General features: G+C 57.8%; 18 protein-coding genes. 12 read left to right on the top strand and 6 right to left on the bottom strand.

Features of this window, described 5'->3' with window-relative positions; translation table 11 throughout:
- Positions 1-63 precede the first annotated feature (63 nt).
- From efp to EDB95_RS08270, 6 genes are all read left to right on the top strand, one after another.
- Positions 64-630 (top strand): elongation factor P, encoded by a 567-nt coding sequence (gene efp / locus EDB95_RS08245; protein WP_133992501.1) that lies wholly within the window; start codon positions 64-66, stop codon positions 628-630.
- 81 nt (positions 631-711) lie between these two features.
- Positions 712-1,179 carry an acetyl-CoA carboxylase biotin carboxyl carrier protein gene (accB, locus tag EDB95_RS08250; protein WP_133992503.1) on the top strand — a complete coding sequence of 156 codons (468 nt, stop codon included), beginning with the start codon at positions 712-714 and terminating at the stop codon, positions 1,177-1,179.
- Positions 1,121-2,527, top strand: a complete 1,407-nt coding sequence (accC, locus tag EDB95_RS08255; RefSeq protein WP_246073563.1) for an acetyl-CoA carboxylase biotin carboxylase subunit — start codon at positions 1,121-1,123, stop codon at positions 2,525-2,527. Before accB ends, accC begins: the two co-directional genes overlap by 59 nt.
- An 80-nt stretch (positions 2,528-2,607) precedes the next feature.
- On the top strand, positions 2,608-3,186 hold the full coding sequence (locus tag EDB95_RS08260; protein WP_133992505.1) for a helix-turn-helix domain-containing protein: 579 nt from the start codon (positions 2,608-2,610) through the stop codon (positions 3,184-3,186).
- Between the two features lie 46 nt (positions 3,187-3,232).
- A complete protein-coding gene (locus EDB95_RS08265) occupies positions 3,233-3,928 on the top strand; it encodes an HAD-IA family hydrolase (protein WP_133992507.1) in 696 nt (231 codons plus the stop codon).
- Positions 3,929-3,932: 4 nt separating this feature from the next.
- Positions 3,933-5,090: a TIGR03364 family FAD-dependent oxidoreductase gene (locus tag EDB95_RS08270; protein WP_133992509.1), complete on the top strand. Its 1,158-nt coding sequence runs from the start codon at positions 3,933-3,935 to the stop codon at positions 5,088-5,090.
- On the opposite strand, the gene EDB95_RS08275 is transcribed toward EDB95_RS08270, so the two are convergent.
- The 3 genes from EDB95_RS08275 to EDB95_RS08285 all read right to left on the bottom strand — a co-directional run bounded on the left by EDB95_RS08275 (position 5,087) and on the right by EDB95_RS08285 (position 10,119).
- Complete coding sequence (locus EDB95_RS08275) at positions 5,087-6,403, bottom strand: DUF5690 family protein (protein WP_133992511.1); 1,317 nt, start codon at positions 6,401-6,403, stop codon at positions 5,087-5,089. The genes EDB95_RS08270 and EDB95_RS08275 overlap by 4 nt on opposite strands.
- A gap of 305 nt (positions 6,404-6,708) precedes the next feature.
- Entirely contained in the window at positions 6,709-8,901 is a 2,193-nt protein-coding gene (locus EDB95_RS08280; RefSeq protein ID WP_133992514.1) for a glutamine synthetase III family protein, read from the bottom strand.
- 63 nt (positions 8,902-8,964) lie between these two features.
- Complete coding sequence (locus EDB95_RS08285; protein ID WP_133992516.1) at positions 8,965-10,119, bottom strand: hypothetical protein; 1,155 nt, start codon at positions 10,117-10,119, stop codon at positions 8,965-8,967.
- Between the two features lie 64 nt (positions 10,120-10,183).
- Here EDB95_RS08285 and purL point away from each other — a divergent pair, with 64 nt between their 5' ends.
- From purL to proC, 3 genes are read left to right on the top strand one after another with little or no spacing between them, the layout of a single operon-like run.
- The gene (gene purL, locus EDB95_RS08290; protein WP_133992518.1) at positions 10,184-12,391 is read left to right on the top strand and encodes a phosphoribosylformylglycinamidine synthase subunit PurL; all 2,208 of its coding nucleotides are present in this window, start codon (positions 10,184-10,186) and stop codon (positions 12,389-12,391) included.
- 6 nt (positions 12,392-12,397) lie between these two features.
- Positions 12,398-13,378 (top strand): ADP-glyceromanno-heptose 6-epimerase, encoded by a 981-nt coding sequence (rfaD, locus tag EDB95_RS08295; RefSeq protein WP_133992520.1) that lies wholly within the window; start codon positions 12,398-12,400, stop codon positions 13,376-13,378.
- Between the two features lie 33 nt (positions 13,379-13,411).
- On the top strand, positions 13,412-14,209 hold the full coding sequence (gene proC / locus EDB95_RS08300; protein ID WP_133992522.1) for a pyrroline-5-carboxylate reductase: 798 nt from the start codon (positions 13,412-13,414) through the stop codon (positions 14,207-14,209).
- Here the strand turns inward: proC and EDB95_RS08305 are convergent.
- Positions 14,206-15,273: a branched-chain amino acid aminotransferase gene (locus tag EDB95_RS08305; protein ID WP_133992524.1), complete on the bottom strand. Its 1,068-nt coding sequence runs from the start codon at positions 15,271-15,273 to the stop codon at positions 14,206-14,208. The two genes, proC and EDB95_RS08305, sit on opposite strands and share 4 nt — an antisense overlap.
- A 41-nt stretch (positions 15,274-15,314) precedes the next feature.
- Here EDB95_RS08305 and EDB95_RS08310 point away from each other — a divergent pair, with 41 nt between their 5' ends.
- The 3 genes from EDB95_RS08310 to EDB95_RS08320 are packed head-to-tail and all read left to right on the top strand — an operon-like array spanning position 15,315 to position 16,892.
- Positions 15,315-15,878 (top strand): hypothetical protein, encoded by a 564-nt coding sequence (locus EDB95_RS08310; RefSeq protein ID WP_133992526.1) that lies wholly within the window; start codon positions 15,315-15,317, stop codon positions 15,876-15,878.
- Positions 15,875-16,474: an RdgB/HAM1 family non-canonical purine NTP pyrophosphatase gene (rdgB, locus tag EDB95_RS08315; protein ID WP_162852520.1), complete on the top strand. Its 600-nt coding sequence runs from the start codon at positions 15,875-15,877 to the stop codon at positions 16,472-16,474. The genes EDB95_RS08310 and rdgB overlap by 4 nt, the downstream gene beginning before the upstream one ends.
- Positions 16,455-16,892, top strand: coding sequence for an acyl-CoA thioesterase (locus EDB95_RS08320; RefSeq protein ID WP_133992528.1), 438 nt, complete (start codon positions 16,455-16,457; stop codon positions 16,890-16,892). Before rdgB ends, EDB95_RS08320 begins: the two co-directional genes overlap by 20 nt.
- A 32-nt stretch (positions 16,893-16,924) precedes the next feature.
- On the opposite strand, the gene EDB95_RS08325 is transcribed toward EDB95_RS08320, so the two are convergent.
- A complete protein-coding gene (locus EDB95_RS08325; protein WP_133992530.1) occupies positions 16,925-17,725 on the bottom strand; it encodes a shikimate dehydrogenase family protein in 801 nt (266 codons plus the stop codon).
- Positions 17,725-18,495 (bottom strand): phosphosulfolactate synthase, encoded by a 771-nt coding sequence (locus EDB95_RS08330; protein WP_133992532.1) that lies wholly within the window; start codon positions 18,493-18,495, stop codon positions 17,725-17,727. The genes EDB95_RS08325 and EDB95_RS08330 overlap by 1 nt, the downstream gene beginning before the upstream one ends.
- Between the last annotated feature and the right edge of the window lie 54 nt (positions 18,496-18,549).

Consider the following 18,549-nt stretch of genomic DNA (forward strand, 5'->3'; position numbering starts at 1 on the left):
GGTGGTATTTTGTGATCTATATATATTTGCGCACTAAATACCCTTTTTTTGTAAACTTTAACTATGGCAAATACTTCGGACATCAGGACGGGTTTGATCATAAAATTGGACGGCGGGTTGTATTCCGTGGTCGAATTTGGTCAAAACAAAACGGCCCGTGCTGCGGCAAAGGTTTGGGCAAAGCTCAAGGGCGTGGACAATGCACGCACCATCGAACACACGTGGAACTCCGGGGACACGATCTTCCCGGTAAGGGTAGAAAAAAAGGCTTTTCAGTTCCTTTATAAAGACGATTCCGGGTACAATTTCATGGACAACGAGACCTTCGAACAGATCGTCATGGGGGAAAATCTGGTGGACGCGCCCCAGTTCCTAAGGGACGGCCAGGAAGTGGCCGTGCTGATCAACGGGGAAACCGAACAGCCCATGGGCGTGGAACTCCCCGACAAGATCGTCGTCCGGGTGACCTATGCAGAACCGGGGGTGAAAGGGGATACGGCCACCCGTACCCTGAAACCGGCTACCGTCGAGACGGGGGCCACGGTGATGGTACCGCTTTTCGTGGACGAGGGGGAGTTGATCCGCGTCAATACCAAGACCGGTGAATATATCGAGCGCGTCAAAGAATAGGCCGCCCGACCTTCGGCGATCTTTGATCGCCTGCGGTCCGCCCCCTACAGGGGCCCTTTAAAACCCAAAACACACAAACCCATGGATTTCAAACAAATTCAGGAGCTCATCAAGATCATCAACAAATCGAACATTGGTGAGATCAGCGTTGAAGAAAAGGACTTTAAGATAACGATCAAGCAAAAGGAAGACCAGGTTCATACCGTAGTAGCAGCTCCTGCACCCGTCCAGGTGCTCCCTGCGGCACCCGCGCCGGTTGAAACGGCAGCACGCCCCGCGCCCGCACCGGCGCCGGCGCCGAAATCGGACAACCTCATCACCATCAAAAGCCCCATGATCGGCACCTTCTACCGTAAGTCCTCTCCGGACAAGCCGAACTTCGTGGAAGCAGGCGACGAGGTAAACCCGGGCAAGGTCGTGTGCATCATCGAGGCCATGAAATTGTTCAACGAGATCGAGAGCGAGGTCAGCGGGAAGATCGTAAAGATCCTTGTCGAAGACGCCTCTCCCGTGGAATACGACCAACCGCTATTCCTGGTCGAACCCTAATCTGAAGCTGATGTTTAAAAAAGTATTGATTGCAAATCGTGGGGAAATCGCGTTACGGGTCATCAGGACGTGCCGGGAAATGGGCATTAAGACCGTAGCCGTATATTCCACCGCGGATAAAGATAGTTTGCACGTCCGTTTTGCGGACGAGGCCGTGTGTATAGGAAAACCTGCCAGCTCCGACTCCTATTTGAACATCACCCGCCTGATGGCCGCCGCGGAGATCACCAATGCGGACGCCGTTCATCCGGGGTACGGATTCCTGGCGGAAAACGCCCGTTTTGCAGAGATCTGTACGGAACACGGGATCAAATTTATCGGACCCACCCCGGCGATGATCCGGTCGATGGGGGATAAGATCACCGCCAAAGAAACCATGATCAAGGCCGGCGTGCCGGTCATCCCCGGGAGCGACGGTCTCCTGGAGAGCCTTGATCAGGCCAGGTCCATTGCACACGACATGGGCTACCCGGTGATCATCAAGGCTACCGCCGGCGGCGGTGGTAAAGGGATGCGCGTCGTATGGGAAGACAGTGAGCTCGAAAGGGCGTACAATACGGCCAAGGCCGAGGCCCTGGCTTCGTTTAAGAACGACGGGATCTACATGGAGAAGTTCGTGGAAGAACCCCGGCATATCGAAATCCAGGTTGCCGGCGACCAGTACGGCAAGGTGTGTCACCTTAGCGAGCGCGACTGTTCCATCCAGCGCCGCCACCAGAAACTGGTGGAGGAATCCCCTTCCCCGTTCATGACACCGGAGCTCCGGGAGAAAATGGGGGAGGCAGCCATCAAGGCGGCTTCCGCCATCAACTACGAGAGCGTGGGCACCATCGAATTCCTCGTGGACAAACACCGCAACTTCTACTTCATGGAGATGAACACGCGGATCCAGGTGGAGCACTGCGTGACCGAGGAAGTCATCAACTACGACCTGATCAAGGAACAGATCAAGATCGCGGCCGGTGTACCCATCAGCGGGCGCAACTATATCCCCGAAATGCACGCCATCGAATGCCGGATCAACGCGGAAGATCCCTACAACGACTTCCGTCCGTCCCCCGGCAAGATTACCGTCCTGCACCAGCCGGGCGGGCACGGGGTGCGTGTGGATTCCCACATCTATGCCGGGTATGTCATCCCTCCTTACTACGACTCCATGATCGGGAAGATCATCGCCGTGGCCCGGACCCGGGAAGAGGCGATCGACACCATGAGCCGCGCGCTCAGCGAATACGTCATCGAGGGCGTCAAGACAACCATACCGTTCCACCAGCAGCTCATGCGGAACGAAGACTTCCGGAAAGGAAACTTTACGACCAAATTCCTGGAAACTTTCGTGTTGCAATAGCGCCCCGGGCGCACCCGTCATTAGCGAATTAACAAAAGCCGGCCCTTTGGAGCCGGCTTTTTTGTTACTTTTATTTTGCCATGCAAAAAGACGTCATTCTCCAGATCAGCAACAAGATCAAGGAAAAACGCAAGGAACGCCACATCACCATCCAGGAGCTTGCAGACAAAGCGGGGGTTACCAAGGGTTTTATTTCCCAGATCGAGAACAACCGGACCGTCCCTTCCCTCACGGTGTTGCTGAGCATCATCCGCTCCCTGAACATCGATCTGAATGCCTTTTTTGACGAGCTGCAAGGGGAAAACGGGGAAGAGGATAAGGTGGTGGTCCGCAAAAAGCAGGATTACCAGGAGTTTCAAAAGGAAAACGCCCGCGGGTTCGTCTACCAGCGCATCATGGCCACCCACGTCCAGGACCGGCACATCGACATTGTCCTGCTCCGGTTGCAAAAAAATTCCCGGCGGGCCCCCGTTCGTACGGACGCCTTCGAATACAAATACGTCATCTCCGGGGAAGTGGAGTATACTATAGGCGACAAAAAATACATGCTCGGACCTGGTGACTCCATCTACTTCGATGCCCGGGAACCCCACAACCCCAAAAATGTGGGGGAGGACGATGCCCTCATGCTCGTCGTCTACTTTTTCATGGAGAAATAACATCTTTTTAAGGTCCAAAAGTTTAATTATACTATACATTTGTGCCATGAATAAGGTACAATTGGTCGTATTCGATATTGCCGGTACCACGGTGCTGGACGGGGGAAATGTCGCCATTGCTTTTGCCCAGGCTATGGGGGAGCATGGGTATACCATCGCCAAAGAAGAAGTAAACCCCCTGATGGGGTATAAAAAGCCGGTGGCCATTCGTATGCTGTTGGACAAATACGAACCCAACCCCGCGAAGATCAGCGAGGGGCTCATCCATTCGATCCACGACCGTTTTGTGGAGCTGATGATCAACTATTACAAAACCGGCCAGGGTGTCGAACCCCTGCCGGGTGTGGACAGGGTCTTCTCCTACCTGAAAGAAAAGGGTGTCAAAATCGGCCTGGATACGGGTTTTTCAAAAGACATCGCCACCGCGATCGTCGACCGTCTGGGGTGGGAAAAGGAAGGCAAAGTCGACTATATTGTTGCGAGCGACGAGGTTCCCTCCGGGCGTCCCGCACCCTTTATGATCCAAAAGATGATGGACGAGGCCGGTATTTCGGACCCCCGTCAAGTCGTCAAGATCGGGGATACCGAGGTGGACATCAACGAAGGGCTCAACGCGGGTTGTTTGTTCTCCATAGGGGTGACCACGGGTGCCTTTACCCGGGAGGAGTTGCGGAAATACCACCCGACCCATATCATCGACCACATGGAGGAACTCATCCCTATCCTCGAAAGCGTCAATTAAGTTTATGCCTGATAAACATGACCTCCTCGTCGTTGGCGCCGGGGTACTGGGTACGTTTCATGCTTTTCATGCCTTGAGGCGGGGCTTGTCGGTGACCCTCCTGGAAAAAGACCGCTACCCGGTACAGGCCACCGTCCGCAATTTTGGCCAGGTGGTCCCGAGCGGGATGGCCGGCCGCTGGTTCGACTACGGCCGCCGCAGCCTCGAATGGTACCGGTTTATCCAGGAACGCGCGGACATTACCGTACGCCCCGGCGGGACGGTGTATATCGCGTCGGACCCGGAGGAACAACAGCTCTTACACGAGCTGCACGAGGTCATGACCGGCCGCGCGTATCCCGTTTCGATGCTGAGCCCCGCGGCCTGCCTGGAACGCTGGCCCGCGCTGCAAGCCGGGTATTGCCGGGAAGGGCTTTTTTTCCCCGAAGAAGTCAGCGTGGCACCGGAAGCCATGATCTACCGGCTGCTCGATTTTATGCAGGAGTCGTTCCCCAGGTTTACGTACCGTACGCTGACCACCGCAGTGGACTGCCGGCCCAGCGGGGACGGGGTCGCCGTGGTAACGAACGCGGGGGAAACGATCTTTGCCGCTAAAGCAATTGTGTGCAACGGCGGAGAATTTAAGCTGCTGTTCCCACAGTTGTTTGAGCGCAGTGGCATCGTGGTCAGCAAACTCCAGATGATGCGGACCAGGCCCATGCCTTCGGTAGCGCTTCACGGCAACGTCCTGACGGGTCTGACGATCCGCCGCTACGAATCTTTTGAACAATGTCCTTCTTTTGCCGGGCTCTCCGTGCCGGAACACCTCCGGGAGCTCAAACAATGGGGGATTCATATCCTTTTCAAACAGGCGGACGACGGCAGCATCATCATCGGTGACTCGCACGAGTATGCGGGGGCCATGGAGGCGGACGACCTGGGTTTTTCCATCAACAGCCACATCAACGAGCTGATGCTCCGCGAGGCGTCCCGGATCGTTTCGTTTGACGTCCGCAACCTGGACCGGGTATGGGCGGGCTTTTATCCGCAGCACAAGGAACGGGACATCGTCGAGGAGGACCTGGAGGGGTGTATCCATATCCGGACCGCCATAGGCGGGAAGGGGATGACGTCGGCGGCGGGGTACGCCGAAGAAAGTATTACCGCGTTGTTCGGGCGCTAGGCCGCTGCCAGGCCCCCGGCGGGTTGGGGCGGCGCCTCGCCGCGCATCTTCTGCGTGAAGTAGCGATAAGACAACCCGATGCACCCGAGCCCGATGATCGCCACCACGGTCAGCGACCACGTGAAGAACGACCCCCAGCTAAGGGCGTGTTTCCCAAACTCTTTATACAACAGCACCCCCACGCTCCCGGCGTAGCCGATGGAGTCGGCGGCATAGATCAGGAAACCGATGTTCCCCTTGATCCGGAATACCGCGATCAGGCGTTCGAAGAAAATGACCTGGTAGGGGATGTAGGCGAGGTATAGGCCGAAGGCCGCAAAGTACATCAGGACAAAGGGCGTGATGGCATGGATATAGAAGAGGTAGGAACCCGCCCCGATCGACAGGAAGCCCAGCACGATCAGCAGGTGCGAGAGCCGGAAGGCCTGGCGGTTGCTCCGGATATAGACCAGGGCGCCCACGCACAAAAGAACGGCGATGGACACGGGGGTGTCGATCTGGGCATAGACGGAGGGCGCCACCGGGTGACCATACAATCCCTGCCATATTTCGACCTCGAAATTATCCCGGAGGTCCCGCATGGCGGTCAGGGTGATGTACAACCCCAGGTTGAACAGGAACCCGGGCCAAAAGCTCCGGAGAAATGCCCTCCTGTCCTCGGCAAACATCTGGGTTCTTTCGGAGCGGGCGGCTTTGTCCTCCGGGGTGGGCTCGGGGGTGACGCTCAGCAAAGCCACGAAAACGAGCATCGGCACAAAAAAGACCGCCCCTACGGCAAACGGCATCCAATGCTCGGGCATGTGCCAGTCCACCACCATCATCCGGCCGATCCCTTTGACGACCCCGGCCGAAAAGATCAGGGATGCGCTGAGGATTGTCGCCATGATTTCGGTGGCCCTCCGGCCTTCCAGGTAGCTGTACACAAGCCCCCAGATCAACCCCAGCGGGAGACCGTTGGCAAACATACAAACGATGCCCCAGGGCGCGGGGACCAAGGCGAGCCCCAAGAGACAAAACCAGGCAAAACTCAGCAACCCGATGATATAAACGGGACGTTTTTCGGGGCGGACCTCGGAAATAAATTTGATCCCGATGAACTTGCTCGTGGCATATCCTAAAACCTGGGCAATGACGAGCAGGACCTTGTAGTCCATCCCCCAGAAGACCTGCCCCTCAAAGGTGGCGGCGGCAAAACTTTTCCGGAAACTATAGGTGCAGACGTAGATGCAAAAAGCCGATATACTGCTGAGCAGCAACACCGTCAGCGGCGAAGCCTGCTGCATCTTCCGGCGGAGGATTTCGTGGGGGCGCATCTGTAAAGGTATCTTCCCCAGCGTCAGCCAGGGTGGAAAAAAGTTTAAGGAATTGTTACTAAATGTTTACTTATACTAAACTCGATGCTGAAATCTGAATTTTTAGCCCGGGGGTCAGGCAGCGAAAATATCACCGTCAGGGATCTACTATATAGGTTCCGAATACTTTTTTGCCACTAAGTAAGTTGTTGCCCAGCCCCTTGCCAGGGCTGGGCTTTTTTCAAAGGTTGATCTGGTACGGGTATATATAAAAAAGCCCCCTCCGTATGCGGAGCGGGGCTTTTTCTATTTCTTCAAAGCGCGTTCTAGCGCAGGAACAGCATTTCGCGGTATTTCGGCAATTCCCACAACCGGTCGTCCACGATCATTTCCAGCTTGTCGACGTGGTAGCGGATCTCGTCAAAAAAGGGCTTTACCTTGTCGCAGTAGGCGATGGCGCGGGCACGGCTTTCGGCGATGGCGTTGGCTTCCTTGCGGGCTTCGGTCATTTCCTCGACCTTGGCGCGCACCACATTGATGTGCTCGGAGATTTCTTTCAGTACTTCCAGCTGCGCCTTGTAGGTGGACTCGGGGAGCCCGATTTCCTTCAGGCCTTTGATGTTCTGGATCAGCGTATTTTGATAGGTAAAGGCCGTGGGGAGGATGTGGTTGGTGGCCAGGTCCCCGATGACGCGGCCTTCGATCTGTACTTTTTTGATATAGTCTTCCAGGGCGATCTCGTGACGCGCTTCAAGCTCCAGGTGGTTGTACACGTGGTGGGTCTCGAAAAGGTGTTTGGCCTTAGACGTGATAAAGGCGTCGAGGGCCAGGGGCGTGGTCTTTACGTTGGGCAGACCGCGGCGATGGGCTTCTTTTTCCCACTCTTCGCTGTAACCATCGCCTTCAAAAAGCACTTTTTTGGCCGACACGATGTATTGCTGGATGACCTGCATGATGGCCACCTCTTTTTTCTCGCCTTTTTCGATGAGGGCGTCGACTTCCTTTTTAAAATGCGCCAGGGTGTCGGCCATGATGGTGTTGAGCGTAATCATGGCATTGGCACAGTTGGCGGAGGAACCCACGGCGCGGAACTCGAACTTGTTACCGGTGAAGGCAAAAGGAGAGGTCCGGTTGCGGTCGGTGTTGTCCAGAAGCAGTTCGGGGATCGTCTTGTGGATGTCGAGCTTGAGCATGATCTCGTCCTGCTCGCTGAACTTTTTGCCCACCCGGCTTTCTACCTCGGTCAGGACTTCGGTGAGGTACTTCCCGATAAAGATAGAGATGATGGCGGGCGGTGCTTCGTTAGCACCCAGGCGGTGGTCGTTGCCGGCCGACGCAATGGCCGCGCGCATGAGGTCGGCGTGGTCATGAACCGCCTTGATCGTGTTGACGAAAAAGGTCAGGAACATGAGGTTGGTCTTCGGCGTTTTGCCGGGCGCCAGGAGGTTGACACCGGTGTCGGTGGCCATGCTCCAGTTGTTGTGCTTGCCCGAACCGTTGATCCCGGCAAAGGGTTTTTCGTGGAGCAGCACGACCAGGCCGTGCCGGTTGGCGACGCGGCTCATGACGTCCATCATCAGGATGTTGTGGTCGACGGCCAGGTTGACTTCCTCGAAGATAGGGGCGCATTCGAACTGGGAGGGGGCCACTTCGTTGTGACGGGTGCGCAGGGGAACCCCCAGCTTGTAGCACTCGGTTTCGAAGTCACGCATAAATGAATAGGCGCGTTCGGGGATGGACCCGAAATAGTGGTCTTCCAACTGCTGACCCTTGGCGGGGGCGTGCCCAAACACAGTGCGTCCGGTCATCGTCAGGTCGGGCCGGGCGTTGGCCAGGGCCGCGTCGATGAGGAAGTATTCCTGCTCCCAGCCGAGGGTGGCGGTCACCTTGGTGACGTTGCGGTCGAAGTAGTTGCAGACTTCCACGGCGGAGCGGTTCAGGGCGTCCAGGGCTTTCAGCAGGGGCGCCTTATAGTCCAGGGACTCCCCGGTATAGGAGACGAAAATCGTCGGGATACAAAGGGTTCTGCCTTCCCCGGTTTCGATGACAAAGGCGGGGGAGGAAGGGTCCCAGGCGGTATAGCCGCGGGCTTCGAAGGTGGCGCGCAGACCGCCGGAGGGGAAAGAGGAGGCATCCGGCTCCTGCTGGATGAGGGCGGCGCCGTCAAATTCTTCCAGGGCGGAGCCGTCGCTTTTCAGCGTGAAAAAGGAATCGTGTTTTTCGGCCGTCGCCCCGGTCAGGGGTTGGAACCAGTGCGTAAAGTGCGTGACCCCTTTGGATTCGGCCCATTGACGAAGACCCGCTGCGATCTGGTTGGCCATGTTCCGGTCGATCCTCTTACCGCTCTTGATGGAAGCGGCCAGACTCTTATACCCTTCGTCGCTCAGGAACTCCCTGGCGGTCTTGAGGGTAAATACATTTTCATTGAAAATGGCAGTAATCTTCGAGGAAGAGGGTGCGTTACCCTCCACCCGGTCAGCAGTGAGCTTGTCGATAGCTTTGAATCGTAAAGAGGACATCGAGTGGAAATTTTAGTTGGCAAAAGAACTTTAAACTTAACAAAAAAACAATTTTTTTGGACGCTAATGAGATATTGTTTTTTTTCCCCATACGGGGTCGCCTTTGCGATGTAACAGTGGTAATAAGCTGAATGCCAACACAAAAGGGAACATCAGGCTGCGGTACCGGATGAGCGCGCTGAGGATGGGGATGGTCAGCCCGATGAGGAGCCAGAAGGCAAGGGTCATGAACAGCCAGCTGTCTGTGTAAAAGGTTGTCCGGACCCGTTTTATCCTGCCCAACGTCCAGATCGCCCAAAGGGCCCAGACTTCCAGGCCACAGGGGATATAAAAGGCGTTGGCCATGTCCCAGGGGGCCGGCCGGAAAAAAGCATTCCAGGCCGCGGCGGGGAGGCGCGCCACATAACCCGACCAGGACGCGCTGAGCGGTAGGACCGGGAGAAAATGCCCGTAAGGGAGCTGGAGGTACTGGTGCTGGACGGTGACCTGTTCGGGGAGGGTCGCCATAAAAAAGAGAAGGGTCAGCCCACCCAGCCAGCGCCAGCCGTTTTGCCTTTTTTTATAGAACAGCCACCAGGCGGCGGCCAGGATGAGCAACAGGACCACCAGGAAGGCTTTGAGGATCGCCAGGAGCAGGATCAGGGCGATCAGCCGGGCTATGGCGCGCCCGTCGCGGCCCCCTTCGACGAACAGCCGGTAGGCATCCAGCGCGATCCACCCCAGGAGCGCAAAGACAAGCCCATCCGGGTGAAGCCCGCTATAGCAAAACAGAAAGGTCGGCAACAGAAACGGCACGCAATACCACCAGGGATCCAGCCCCGGGTAAAGGCTGGTGAGCAGCCGGAGAAACCGGACCCAGCCGGTAAAGGTCAGGAGGGCATAGACCACCGTATCCACAAACGGGTTGTGCATCGTGACCAGGTTCATCCCGAGCAGGATCAACACAAACAGGTTTTGTTTGAGGTTGTTCCAGAAATGATAGTGGAAGATATCCGTCCATGGTCCATGGAAGGGTAAGGCCAGGTTGAAAAAGTCGGAGGGGGTGTGGATCAGGTAGGCCAGCTGGCGGCTTTGGTCAAAGAATCCCCACGCATCGGAAGACTTTGGATATAGGGAAAAATAAAGATAAGTGTAGCCTAGGGCCCAGATAAGTTTTACAGCCAGCAGACCGGCGATCCAGGATAAAGGAAGTGGGAGCTTACGTTTGGGATGGCCCATGGCCCGAAGATAGGAATCTTGGGCGTCTCTTCGTAACTTTGCGCTTCCACTCTTTCAAAGTCTCATGGATACTACCATCGCAGTCGCAGAAAAGCTGGGCATCAGGCCCGAAGAATTTGAAGCCATCAAAGGCATCCTGGGCAGAACCCCCAATTTTACGGAACTCAGCGCTTACTCCGTGATGTGGAGCGAGCACTGCAGCTATAAGAATTCCATCAAATGGCTCAAGACGCTTCCCCGTGACGGGTCTCGTCTGCTGGTCAAGGCCGGGGAAGAAAACGCCGGCCTGGTGGATATAGGTGACGGTGATGCCGTCGTCTTTAAGATCGAATCCCACAACCACCCGTCGGCCATCGAGCCTTTTCAGGGGGCCGCTACCGGCGTGGGGGGCATCCACCGCGATATTTTTACGATGGGTGCCCGTCCCATTGCCGCTTTGAATTCCCTTCGCTTCGGTGACCTCGCCGAGGAGAAGACCCAGGCCCTGATGGCCGGGATCGTTCATGGGATCGGTCACTACGGGAACTGTTTTGGCGTACCCACCGTGGGCGGGGAAGTGTATTTCGAAGAATGTTACCACACCAATCCGCTGGTGAACGCGATGAGCGTCGGGGTGGTACGCGTGGGTAAGACCATCAGCGCGACGGCCGAAGGCATCGGCAATCCCGTCTTTATCGTGGGTTCCGCCACCGGAAAGGATGGGATGGGCGGTGCGGCTTTTGCTTCCGCCGATATCACCGAGCAAAGCGCCGAACAACTGCCGGCGGTACAGGTCGGCGACCCCTTCCAGGAGAAAAAACTCCTGGAGGCCTGTCTGGAAGTGATCGACCACGGGGGCGTGGTCGGCATGCAGGACATGGGTGCCGCGGGGATCATCTGTTCCACCTCCGAAATGAGCGCCAAGGGTGGCGTGGGTATGCGCATCGACCTCGACAAGGTGCCCACGCGTCAAAAAAATATGAAGGCCTGGGAGCTCCTGCTTTCTGAAAGCCAGGAGCGCATGCTCATTGTTATGGACAAAGGGAAGGAGGCGGAAGTCCTCCGCATCTTTGAAAAATGGGACCTGCCTTGTTCCCAGATTGGTGAAGTGACCGGTGACGGCCGTTTGAAATTTTATAAGGAAGGCGTGCTCGAAGCCGATCTTCCCGCCGAAAGCCTTGTCCTTGGCGGCGGCGCTCCCCAATACGACCGCGAATACCGCGAACCCGCGTATTTGAAAACCATCGCCGCTTTCGATCCCGCCTCGGTGCCCCAGCCCGCCAGCCTGCGTGCTGTGGCGGAGCAACTGGTCCGCCTCCCGGGGATCGCCTCGAAGCGCTGGATCTATACCCAATACGACAGCATGGTGGGTACGGGCAACGCCTCTACCAATGCCCCCAGCGATGCCGCGATCGTCCTGGTTAAGGGTACCGATAAGGCCCTCGCCGTGACCACCGACTGCAACAGCCGCTATGTATACGCCGATCCCTTCAAGGGCGGCATGATCGCCGTGGCGGAAGCCGCCCGCAACATCGTGTGCAGCGGCGGGCATCCCCTGGCCATTACCAACTGCCTGAACTTTGGCAATCCTTACGACCCGGAAGTCTACTTCCAGTTCGTACACGCCATCAAGGGCATGGGTGCCGCCTGTCTGGCTTTCGACACCCCCGTCACCGGCGGGAACGTCAGCTTTTACAACCAGTCCCCGGACGGTCCCGTTTACCCCACGCCCACGATCGGCATGGTCGGGTTGCTGGAACATTTTTCCGACCGCATGACCCTCGACTTCAAAGCCGCCGGCGACCTGGTCTACCTGGTCGGTAAAAGCCGGGAAGACTTCGGGTCCTCCGAATACCTCCATAAGATCGTCGGGGTCGAACATTCGCCCGCGCCCTTCTTCGACCTGGAAGAGGAAAAGGCCCTTCAGTCCTTTGTCCTGAGCCTGGTCCGGGGGAAAAAAGTCCGCTCCGCCCACGACGTCAGCGAAGGCGGCCTGGTGGTTACCTTGCTGGAGAAAGGGTTTGCCCGCGGGCTCGGTTTCAAGGTCCAGACCGGCGAGACCATCCGCCCCGACGCGTTCTGGCTGGGTGAGGCCCAGGGCCGCGTCGTCGTCACGGTAAGCCGCCAGGGTGTTGCCGCCCTGGAAACCGCGGCCGCCGCCGCCGGCATCCCCTTCGAAAAGCTGGGTGAGGTCACCGACGGCCTTGTCCGTGTACAGGGCGAAGACTGGGGGATGATCGACACCTGGAAACAACGCTACGATACCGCTATTGAAAGCTTTTTGCAGAACTAATCGCCCATGACACCAAACGCACAGATCATCGTCACCGGGGCCGCCGGGTTTATCGGAAGCGCCCTGGTCGGATTGCTCAATGAATGGGGGTACCGGCGGATCATCATCGTCGACGATTTCTCCCGTGCCGACAAGGTGCCGAACCTGGAAGGAAAGGTTTTCGAGGCGCGTGTCGAGCGGGATGCCTTTTTCGACTGGTTGCGTACGGAGCGGCCCGCGGTGGATTTCTTTTTCCATATCGGCGCCCGCACCGACACCACCGAGTTCGACTACAGCATCCACCAGCGGTTGAACGTCGAATTTTCCCAAAAGGTCTGGAACTATTGCGCATCTTCCTCCGTCCCGCTCGTCTATGCCTCTTCCGCCGCCACCTACGGCGCCGGTGAGTTTGGTTACAACGACGACCACGAGACGCCCTTCAAGCTGCAACCCCTCAACGCCTACGGCGTGTCGAAAAACGAATTCGACAAATGGGCCCTGCACAACCCGGTCCAGCCCCCCTTCTGGGCCGGATTGAAGTTTTTTAACGTGTACGGCCCCAACGAATACCACAAGGCGCGCATGGCCAGCGTCATCTTCCATTCGGTCAACCAAATCCGCGCCAAGGGCGAGGTCGCCCTGTTCCGCTCCCACCGCCCCGATTTTGCCGACGGCCAGCAGCTCCGCGACTTCGTCTATGTCAAGGACCTCCTGAAGGTCTGCGTGTGGTTGATGGACCACCGGCCCGCCAGCGGGTTGTACAACCTCGGGACCGGTAAGGCCCGGTCTTTCTACGACCTCGCCGCCGCGACCTTTGCGGGGCTCGACCTCGCGCCGAATATTCGCTTTATCGACATGCCCGTCGACATCCGCGATAAGTACCAGTACTTCACGGAGGCGAATATGTCCAAGCTTCGGGAGGCGGGGTATAGCGAGCCGTTTTATTCCCTCGAAGAGGGCATCGACGATTATGTGCGCCACTACCTGGCGCCCGGGAAATATTATTAATGGCCGCTCCTGCGGCCCCATCATAAGGTTTTTATGTCCAACAAACTTGCCATCATCGGCGGCGGCAACCTCGGCCGCGCCATCGCGGAAGGCGTCGTCAAGAGCGGTTTCATGCCTGCTGCCGACATCATCGTCACCCGTCGCAACACCCAGCTTTTATCAGACCTCGCCGCACAGGGCGTCGTCGTCATGAGCGACAACCAGGAAGCGGTCCGCCAGGCGCGCACCGTAATCCTCGCCGTCAAACCCTACAACGTCCGCGACATCCTCCGGGAACTCAGCCCCGTGCTCTCCGAAACCCAGCACGTGTTGATCTCCGTCGTGACCGGTGTCTGGATGGAAGAGCTCCAGCAGGCTGCCGGTAAAACCCTCCCCCTGTTCCGCGCCATGCCCAATACCGCCATCGCGATCCAGGAAAGCATGACCTGTCTCAGCCACACCAACGCCGGCCCCGCCGACGTCCAGTATGTCCAGTCCCTTTTCGACACCGTCGGCCGGACCGTGACCATCGATGAAAAACTGATGGACGCCTCCACCGTGCTCGGCGCCTGCGGCATTGCCTATGCCCTGCGGTTTATCCGCGCCAACATACAAGGAGGAATTGAGATCGGTTTCGACGCCCAGACTGCCAGCCTCATCGCCGCACAAACCGCCCTCGGGGCCGCCGAGCTGCTTATCCGCACGGGTCGTCACCCCGAGCAGGAGATCGACAAGGTAACTACCCCGAAGGGGTGCACCATCGCCGGACTCAACGAGATGGAACACCAGGGGTTCAGCTCGTCGCTGATCAAGGGGATCGTCGCGAGTTATGTGAAAATTCTGAAACCTTAGCCCTTCACGGGGAACATCCACTGGTGGACGTCGGCCTCGCGGCCCTCGCGGATCGCGTCCAGCCGGCGTTTTACTTCCGGTGAGATCGTCCACTTGTCCGTGTCGAGGAGCATCTCGTAGCCTTTGTAGTTGAGCTCTTTGATGGGCGTGATCGTGGCCGCGGTACCCGTACCGAAGGCTTCCTTCAGCGTCCCTGCCTTGTGTGCGGCGATGATCTCGTCGATGTGCAGGGGGCGTTCTTCCACCTTCAGGCCTTGTTCCTGCAACAGCGTGATCACGGTCGAACGCGTGACGCCTTCGAGGATCGACCCTTCGAGGTTCGGGGTGATAGCGGTATTACCGATGATAAAGAAGACGTTCATGGTGCCCATCTCCTGCACATACTTGTGCTCGAACGCGTCCGTCCAGAGGACCTGATCGAAACCCTTGGCCTGCGCTTCGGCAAAGGCCAGGAGGCTGGAGGCATAGTTGCCGCCCGATTTGGCAAAGCCGATACCGCCTGGTGCCGCGCGGGTGTATTTCTCTTCCACGTATATGCGGCAGGGCTTGCTATAGTACGGCCCGGTAGGGCTCAGCAGGATGTAAAAAGAATACGTCGACGAGGGCCTTACGCCGATCGCTTCGTCCGTCGCAAACATAAACGGACGGATGTACAGCGAGTGGTCGGGCTTGTTGGGGATCCAGTCCAGGTCCACTTCGACCAGCTTGCGCATGCCTTCGATAAAGAGTTCTTCCGGGATCTCCGGCATCATCATGCGGGCCGCGGAAATATTAAAGCGATGGAAGTTATCAAACGGGCGGAAGATATAGGGTTCGCCGCTCACGGTGCGGTACGCCTTTATCCCTTCGAAGATCGTTTGTCCGTAATGGAGGGTTGCGTTGGTCGGCAGCATGGAGATCGGGCCAAACGGTTTAATCACCGGCTGTTGCCATTGACCGTCCTTGTATTCCACCTCCAGCATGTGATCCGTAAAGACTTTGCCAAACGGAAGATTCTCCAGGGAAGTCCCGGGGAGCTTGCTTTTTTCTGTCTTGATGACTTTTATATCTATGACAGCCTCCATATCACTAAATTTGCTACAAACCTACAAAAAAAAGCGCGTTCATGGACCTGGACAGGCTCACTTTGTCTCCTTCTCAAGTAGCGCAGTGGTATGCAAAATCGCTCGTGGTCGTTCCCGGGGCGCGGCCCCGTGCGCGGCGGCCGGAGAGGGAGGGCGTGCCTGCGCAGGTTTCTGCCGCGCCAGCGGCTTCGGGCGGGGCCACGCCCGCGACACCCGCGCCCCTCAAGTACCTGGGAGAGAACGAACAACACATCCTGATCCTGGTCCGCGACACCTCCGCGGTGTTTCTGGAGGAAAAGGCCTTTCAGTTCCTGCTGAGCGTTTTGGAGGCGTGCAAGCTGTCCATGGCCTCGGTGGCCCTGGTCAACCTGGAAAATGAAGCCCGGACGCCGGAGGCCATTGCGGCTGAGCTCGGCAGTACCCAGGTGATCCTTTTCGGGGTAGGGATAGAAGAACTGGGATTGCCCATGCTTTTCCCTGCCTACCAGGTACAGCCTCACGGGAACCGGACCTACCTCGCTGCCGACGCGCTGGCGACGATTGCCGGAGAACGGACCCTCAAGGGCCGTTTGTGGGCTTGTCTGAAAAGTATGTTCCAAAGATGATCCATTTGATTTTTGCCACGAATAACGTCCACAAGACGGATGAAGTCCGCGCGGCCCTTGGGGCGGCGTTTAGCCTGGAAACCATGAAGGAAGCCAGCCTGGACATCGACATCCCCGAACCTCATCCCACGCTGGAGGCCAATGCGCTGGAAAAAGCAAGAACCGTAGCACTCCTGACGGGTCAACCGGCCTTTGGAGAGGACACGGGGCTGGAGGTTTTTGCACTCCAGGGCGAACCCGGTGTGAAGAGCGCGCGGTATGCCGGGGAAGACCGCTCTACAGACGCCAACATCCGGAAGTTGCTGACCCGGCTGGGGGACAACCCCGATCGCGCCGCCCGGTTCCGGACGGTGATGGCTCTCGTCATGGACGGGCGGGAATATTGTTTCGAAGGGATCTGTCCCGGACGGATCCTCCGGGAACCCCGGGGCACCGGTGGTTTTGGATATGACCCGGTTTTTGTTCCGGATGGATCCGAACTTGCTTTTGCAGAGATGGACATGGAAGGGAAGAGCCGCTTTAGCCACCGTAAAAAGGCGTTGGACCAATTGATCACTTTTCTAAAAAGCATACCGCATGGCCAGGGTAAAGATTGACCTGCCTTCAACCTTTCATTTTACCACGCAGATTCCCGTGCGCATCACGGACCTGAACTATGGGGGGCACGTCGGCAACGACGCGGTGTTGGGGATGCTGCACGAAGCGCGTATGCGGTACCTGGGTCAATGGGGATATACCGAGTTGGACGTGGCGGGGGTGGGTTTGATCATGAGCGACGCGATCCTCTCCTTCAAAGGGGAGTCATTTTACGGCGATGTCTGGACTATTCACATCCGGGCCGCCGAATTCAACCGAGTGGGTTTTGAGCTCTACTATGCTGTAGAAACCGTGCGGGACGGCCGCACGCACCGCATTGCGGAGGCCAAGACGGGGATGATTTGTTTTGATTATACGGCCCGCAAGCCTGTTGGCGTGCCCGCGGCATTCGCAGCGCAGGTGGAGGCGCTGGGGTAGCGCGGCCCGCGGCCGCATGGAACCGGCCGGGCTTACCGCTCGCGGTTCCAGATGGCCCAGCCCTCTTCCGCCTGGATGCGCAGCATGTCGTACCCATTGCGGATGACCGCTCCACGGGCCTCGCCTTCCGCCAGGAAGCGCGTTTTTTCCGGATTATAGACGAGATCGAACAGGTAGTGCCTGGCGGATAAAGCCGCATAAGGCAGCGCGGGCGCTTCGTCCACGTGGGGGAAGGTGCCGACGGGGCTGCAGTTGATGAGGACCGTGTAGGTCTCCAGGAGGGCAGGGGTCACTTCGTCATAGCGGAGGGTGGGGCCTTCGGGGCCGAAAGGGCCGCCCGGGGTCGCGGCGCTCGCGCCGCCCACCGCCGCGCCAGCGCCCACCGCGCCACTACGCGACACATGGCGATACCCGATCCCCAACTCCGCGAGGGCGAACGCCGCCGCCTTGGATGCGCCCCCGGTGCCCAGGATAAGCGCATGCCGGTCAAACGGCCGGAGCCCCGGCCGGAAGGATTCGCGGAACCCGGCGACGTCGGTGTTATAGCCATAAAGCCTGCCGTCCCGGACAACAATACAGTTGCAGGCGCCGACAAGCGCGGCCTGACCGGGATCAAAAAGATAGGGGAGGACCTGTTCCTTGTAGGGAATGGTGACATTGAGACCGCAGAGGTCGGGCTGCGAAGCCAGAAGTCCGGGTAGGTCGGTGATCACCGGAATGGGGAAGAGCTCGTACCGGCAGTCGGTGATGCCTTCGTCCTGGAATTTTTGGGTAAAATACTTCTTGGAGAAGGAGTGCCCGAGGGGATAGCCGATGAGCCCGAAGAGACGCATTATGCTTCCGATTTGTTCAGGTAGAGGTGGAAGGTGTCTCCCCTGAGACCGATGCGCATGGCCTCCAGGGCGATGACTTCGCTGGGGGCGATGTTGCCGAGGTTGACGTTGCACCCAAGCAGTTCCAGGAAATAAAGCTGTTGGGCCTTTTGGGGGGCTTCCCAGATGATCTGTTCACCGGGGATCTGGGTGAGGATTTCCTGGACCAGCCCTTCCCGGACTTCCCCGGAGCCGCGGTAGATGCCCACGTTCCCGGATTCCCTGGCCTCGGCAATGACATAGGAGGCGCCGGCGCCCAGTTCCGCGCGCATCAGCTCGATCCACTTATAGGGCGGGATGATGTGGGTGGCGTCCTTGCTTCCGACCTCGCTGAGGACGGTTGCGTATTTGGTCAGTTTTTCGATATAACCGCACTTCTCGGCGTGGGGGATCGTGACGGATCCATCACTGACCTCCACGTGGCCGATGCCGTAGTCCTGCAGGATGCGGACAAAATCCTGGAACTGGCCGCGGATCAGGAAGGCTTCGAAAAGGGTGCCCCCGAAATAAACGGGGATGTTGTAGGAGCGGTAGACTTCGATCTTTTCCCGCAGGTTAGGGGTGACATAGGAGGTGCCGAAACCCAGCTTGAGGATGTCCACATGGGGGTGGGCGATGCTCATGAAGTTCTTGGCTTCCTGTATGCTCAGGCCCTTGTCCATCACCATGGTGATGCCGGAGGACCGGGGCTTTTGCTGCCGGTCGGGCATCTGCGTAAGGTTAAAATTCATTGATCGAGGTGGGCTTTTGATGTTCGCAGTGACACGCAGCTGGCGTGCCACGCG

The organism is Dinghuibacter silviterrae, from assembly GCF_004366355.1.
In the GTDB taxonomy this organism is placed as follows: domain Bacteria; phylum Bacteroidota; class Bacteroidia; order Chitinophagales; family Chitinophagaceae; genus Dinghuibacter; species Dinghuibacter silviterrae.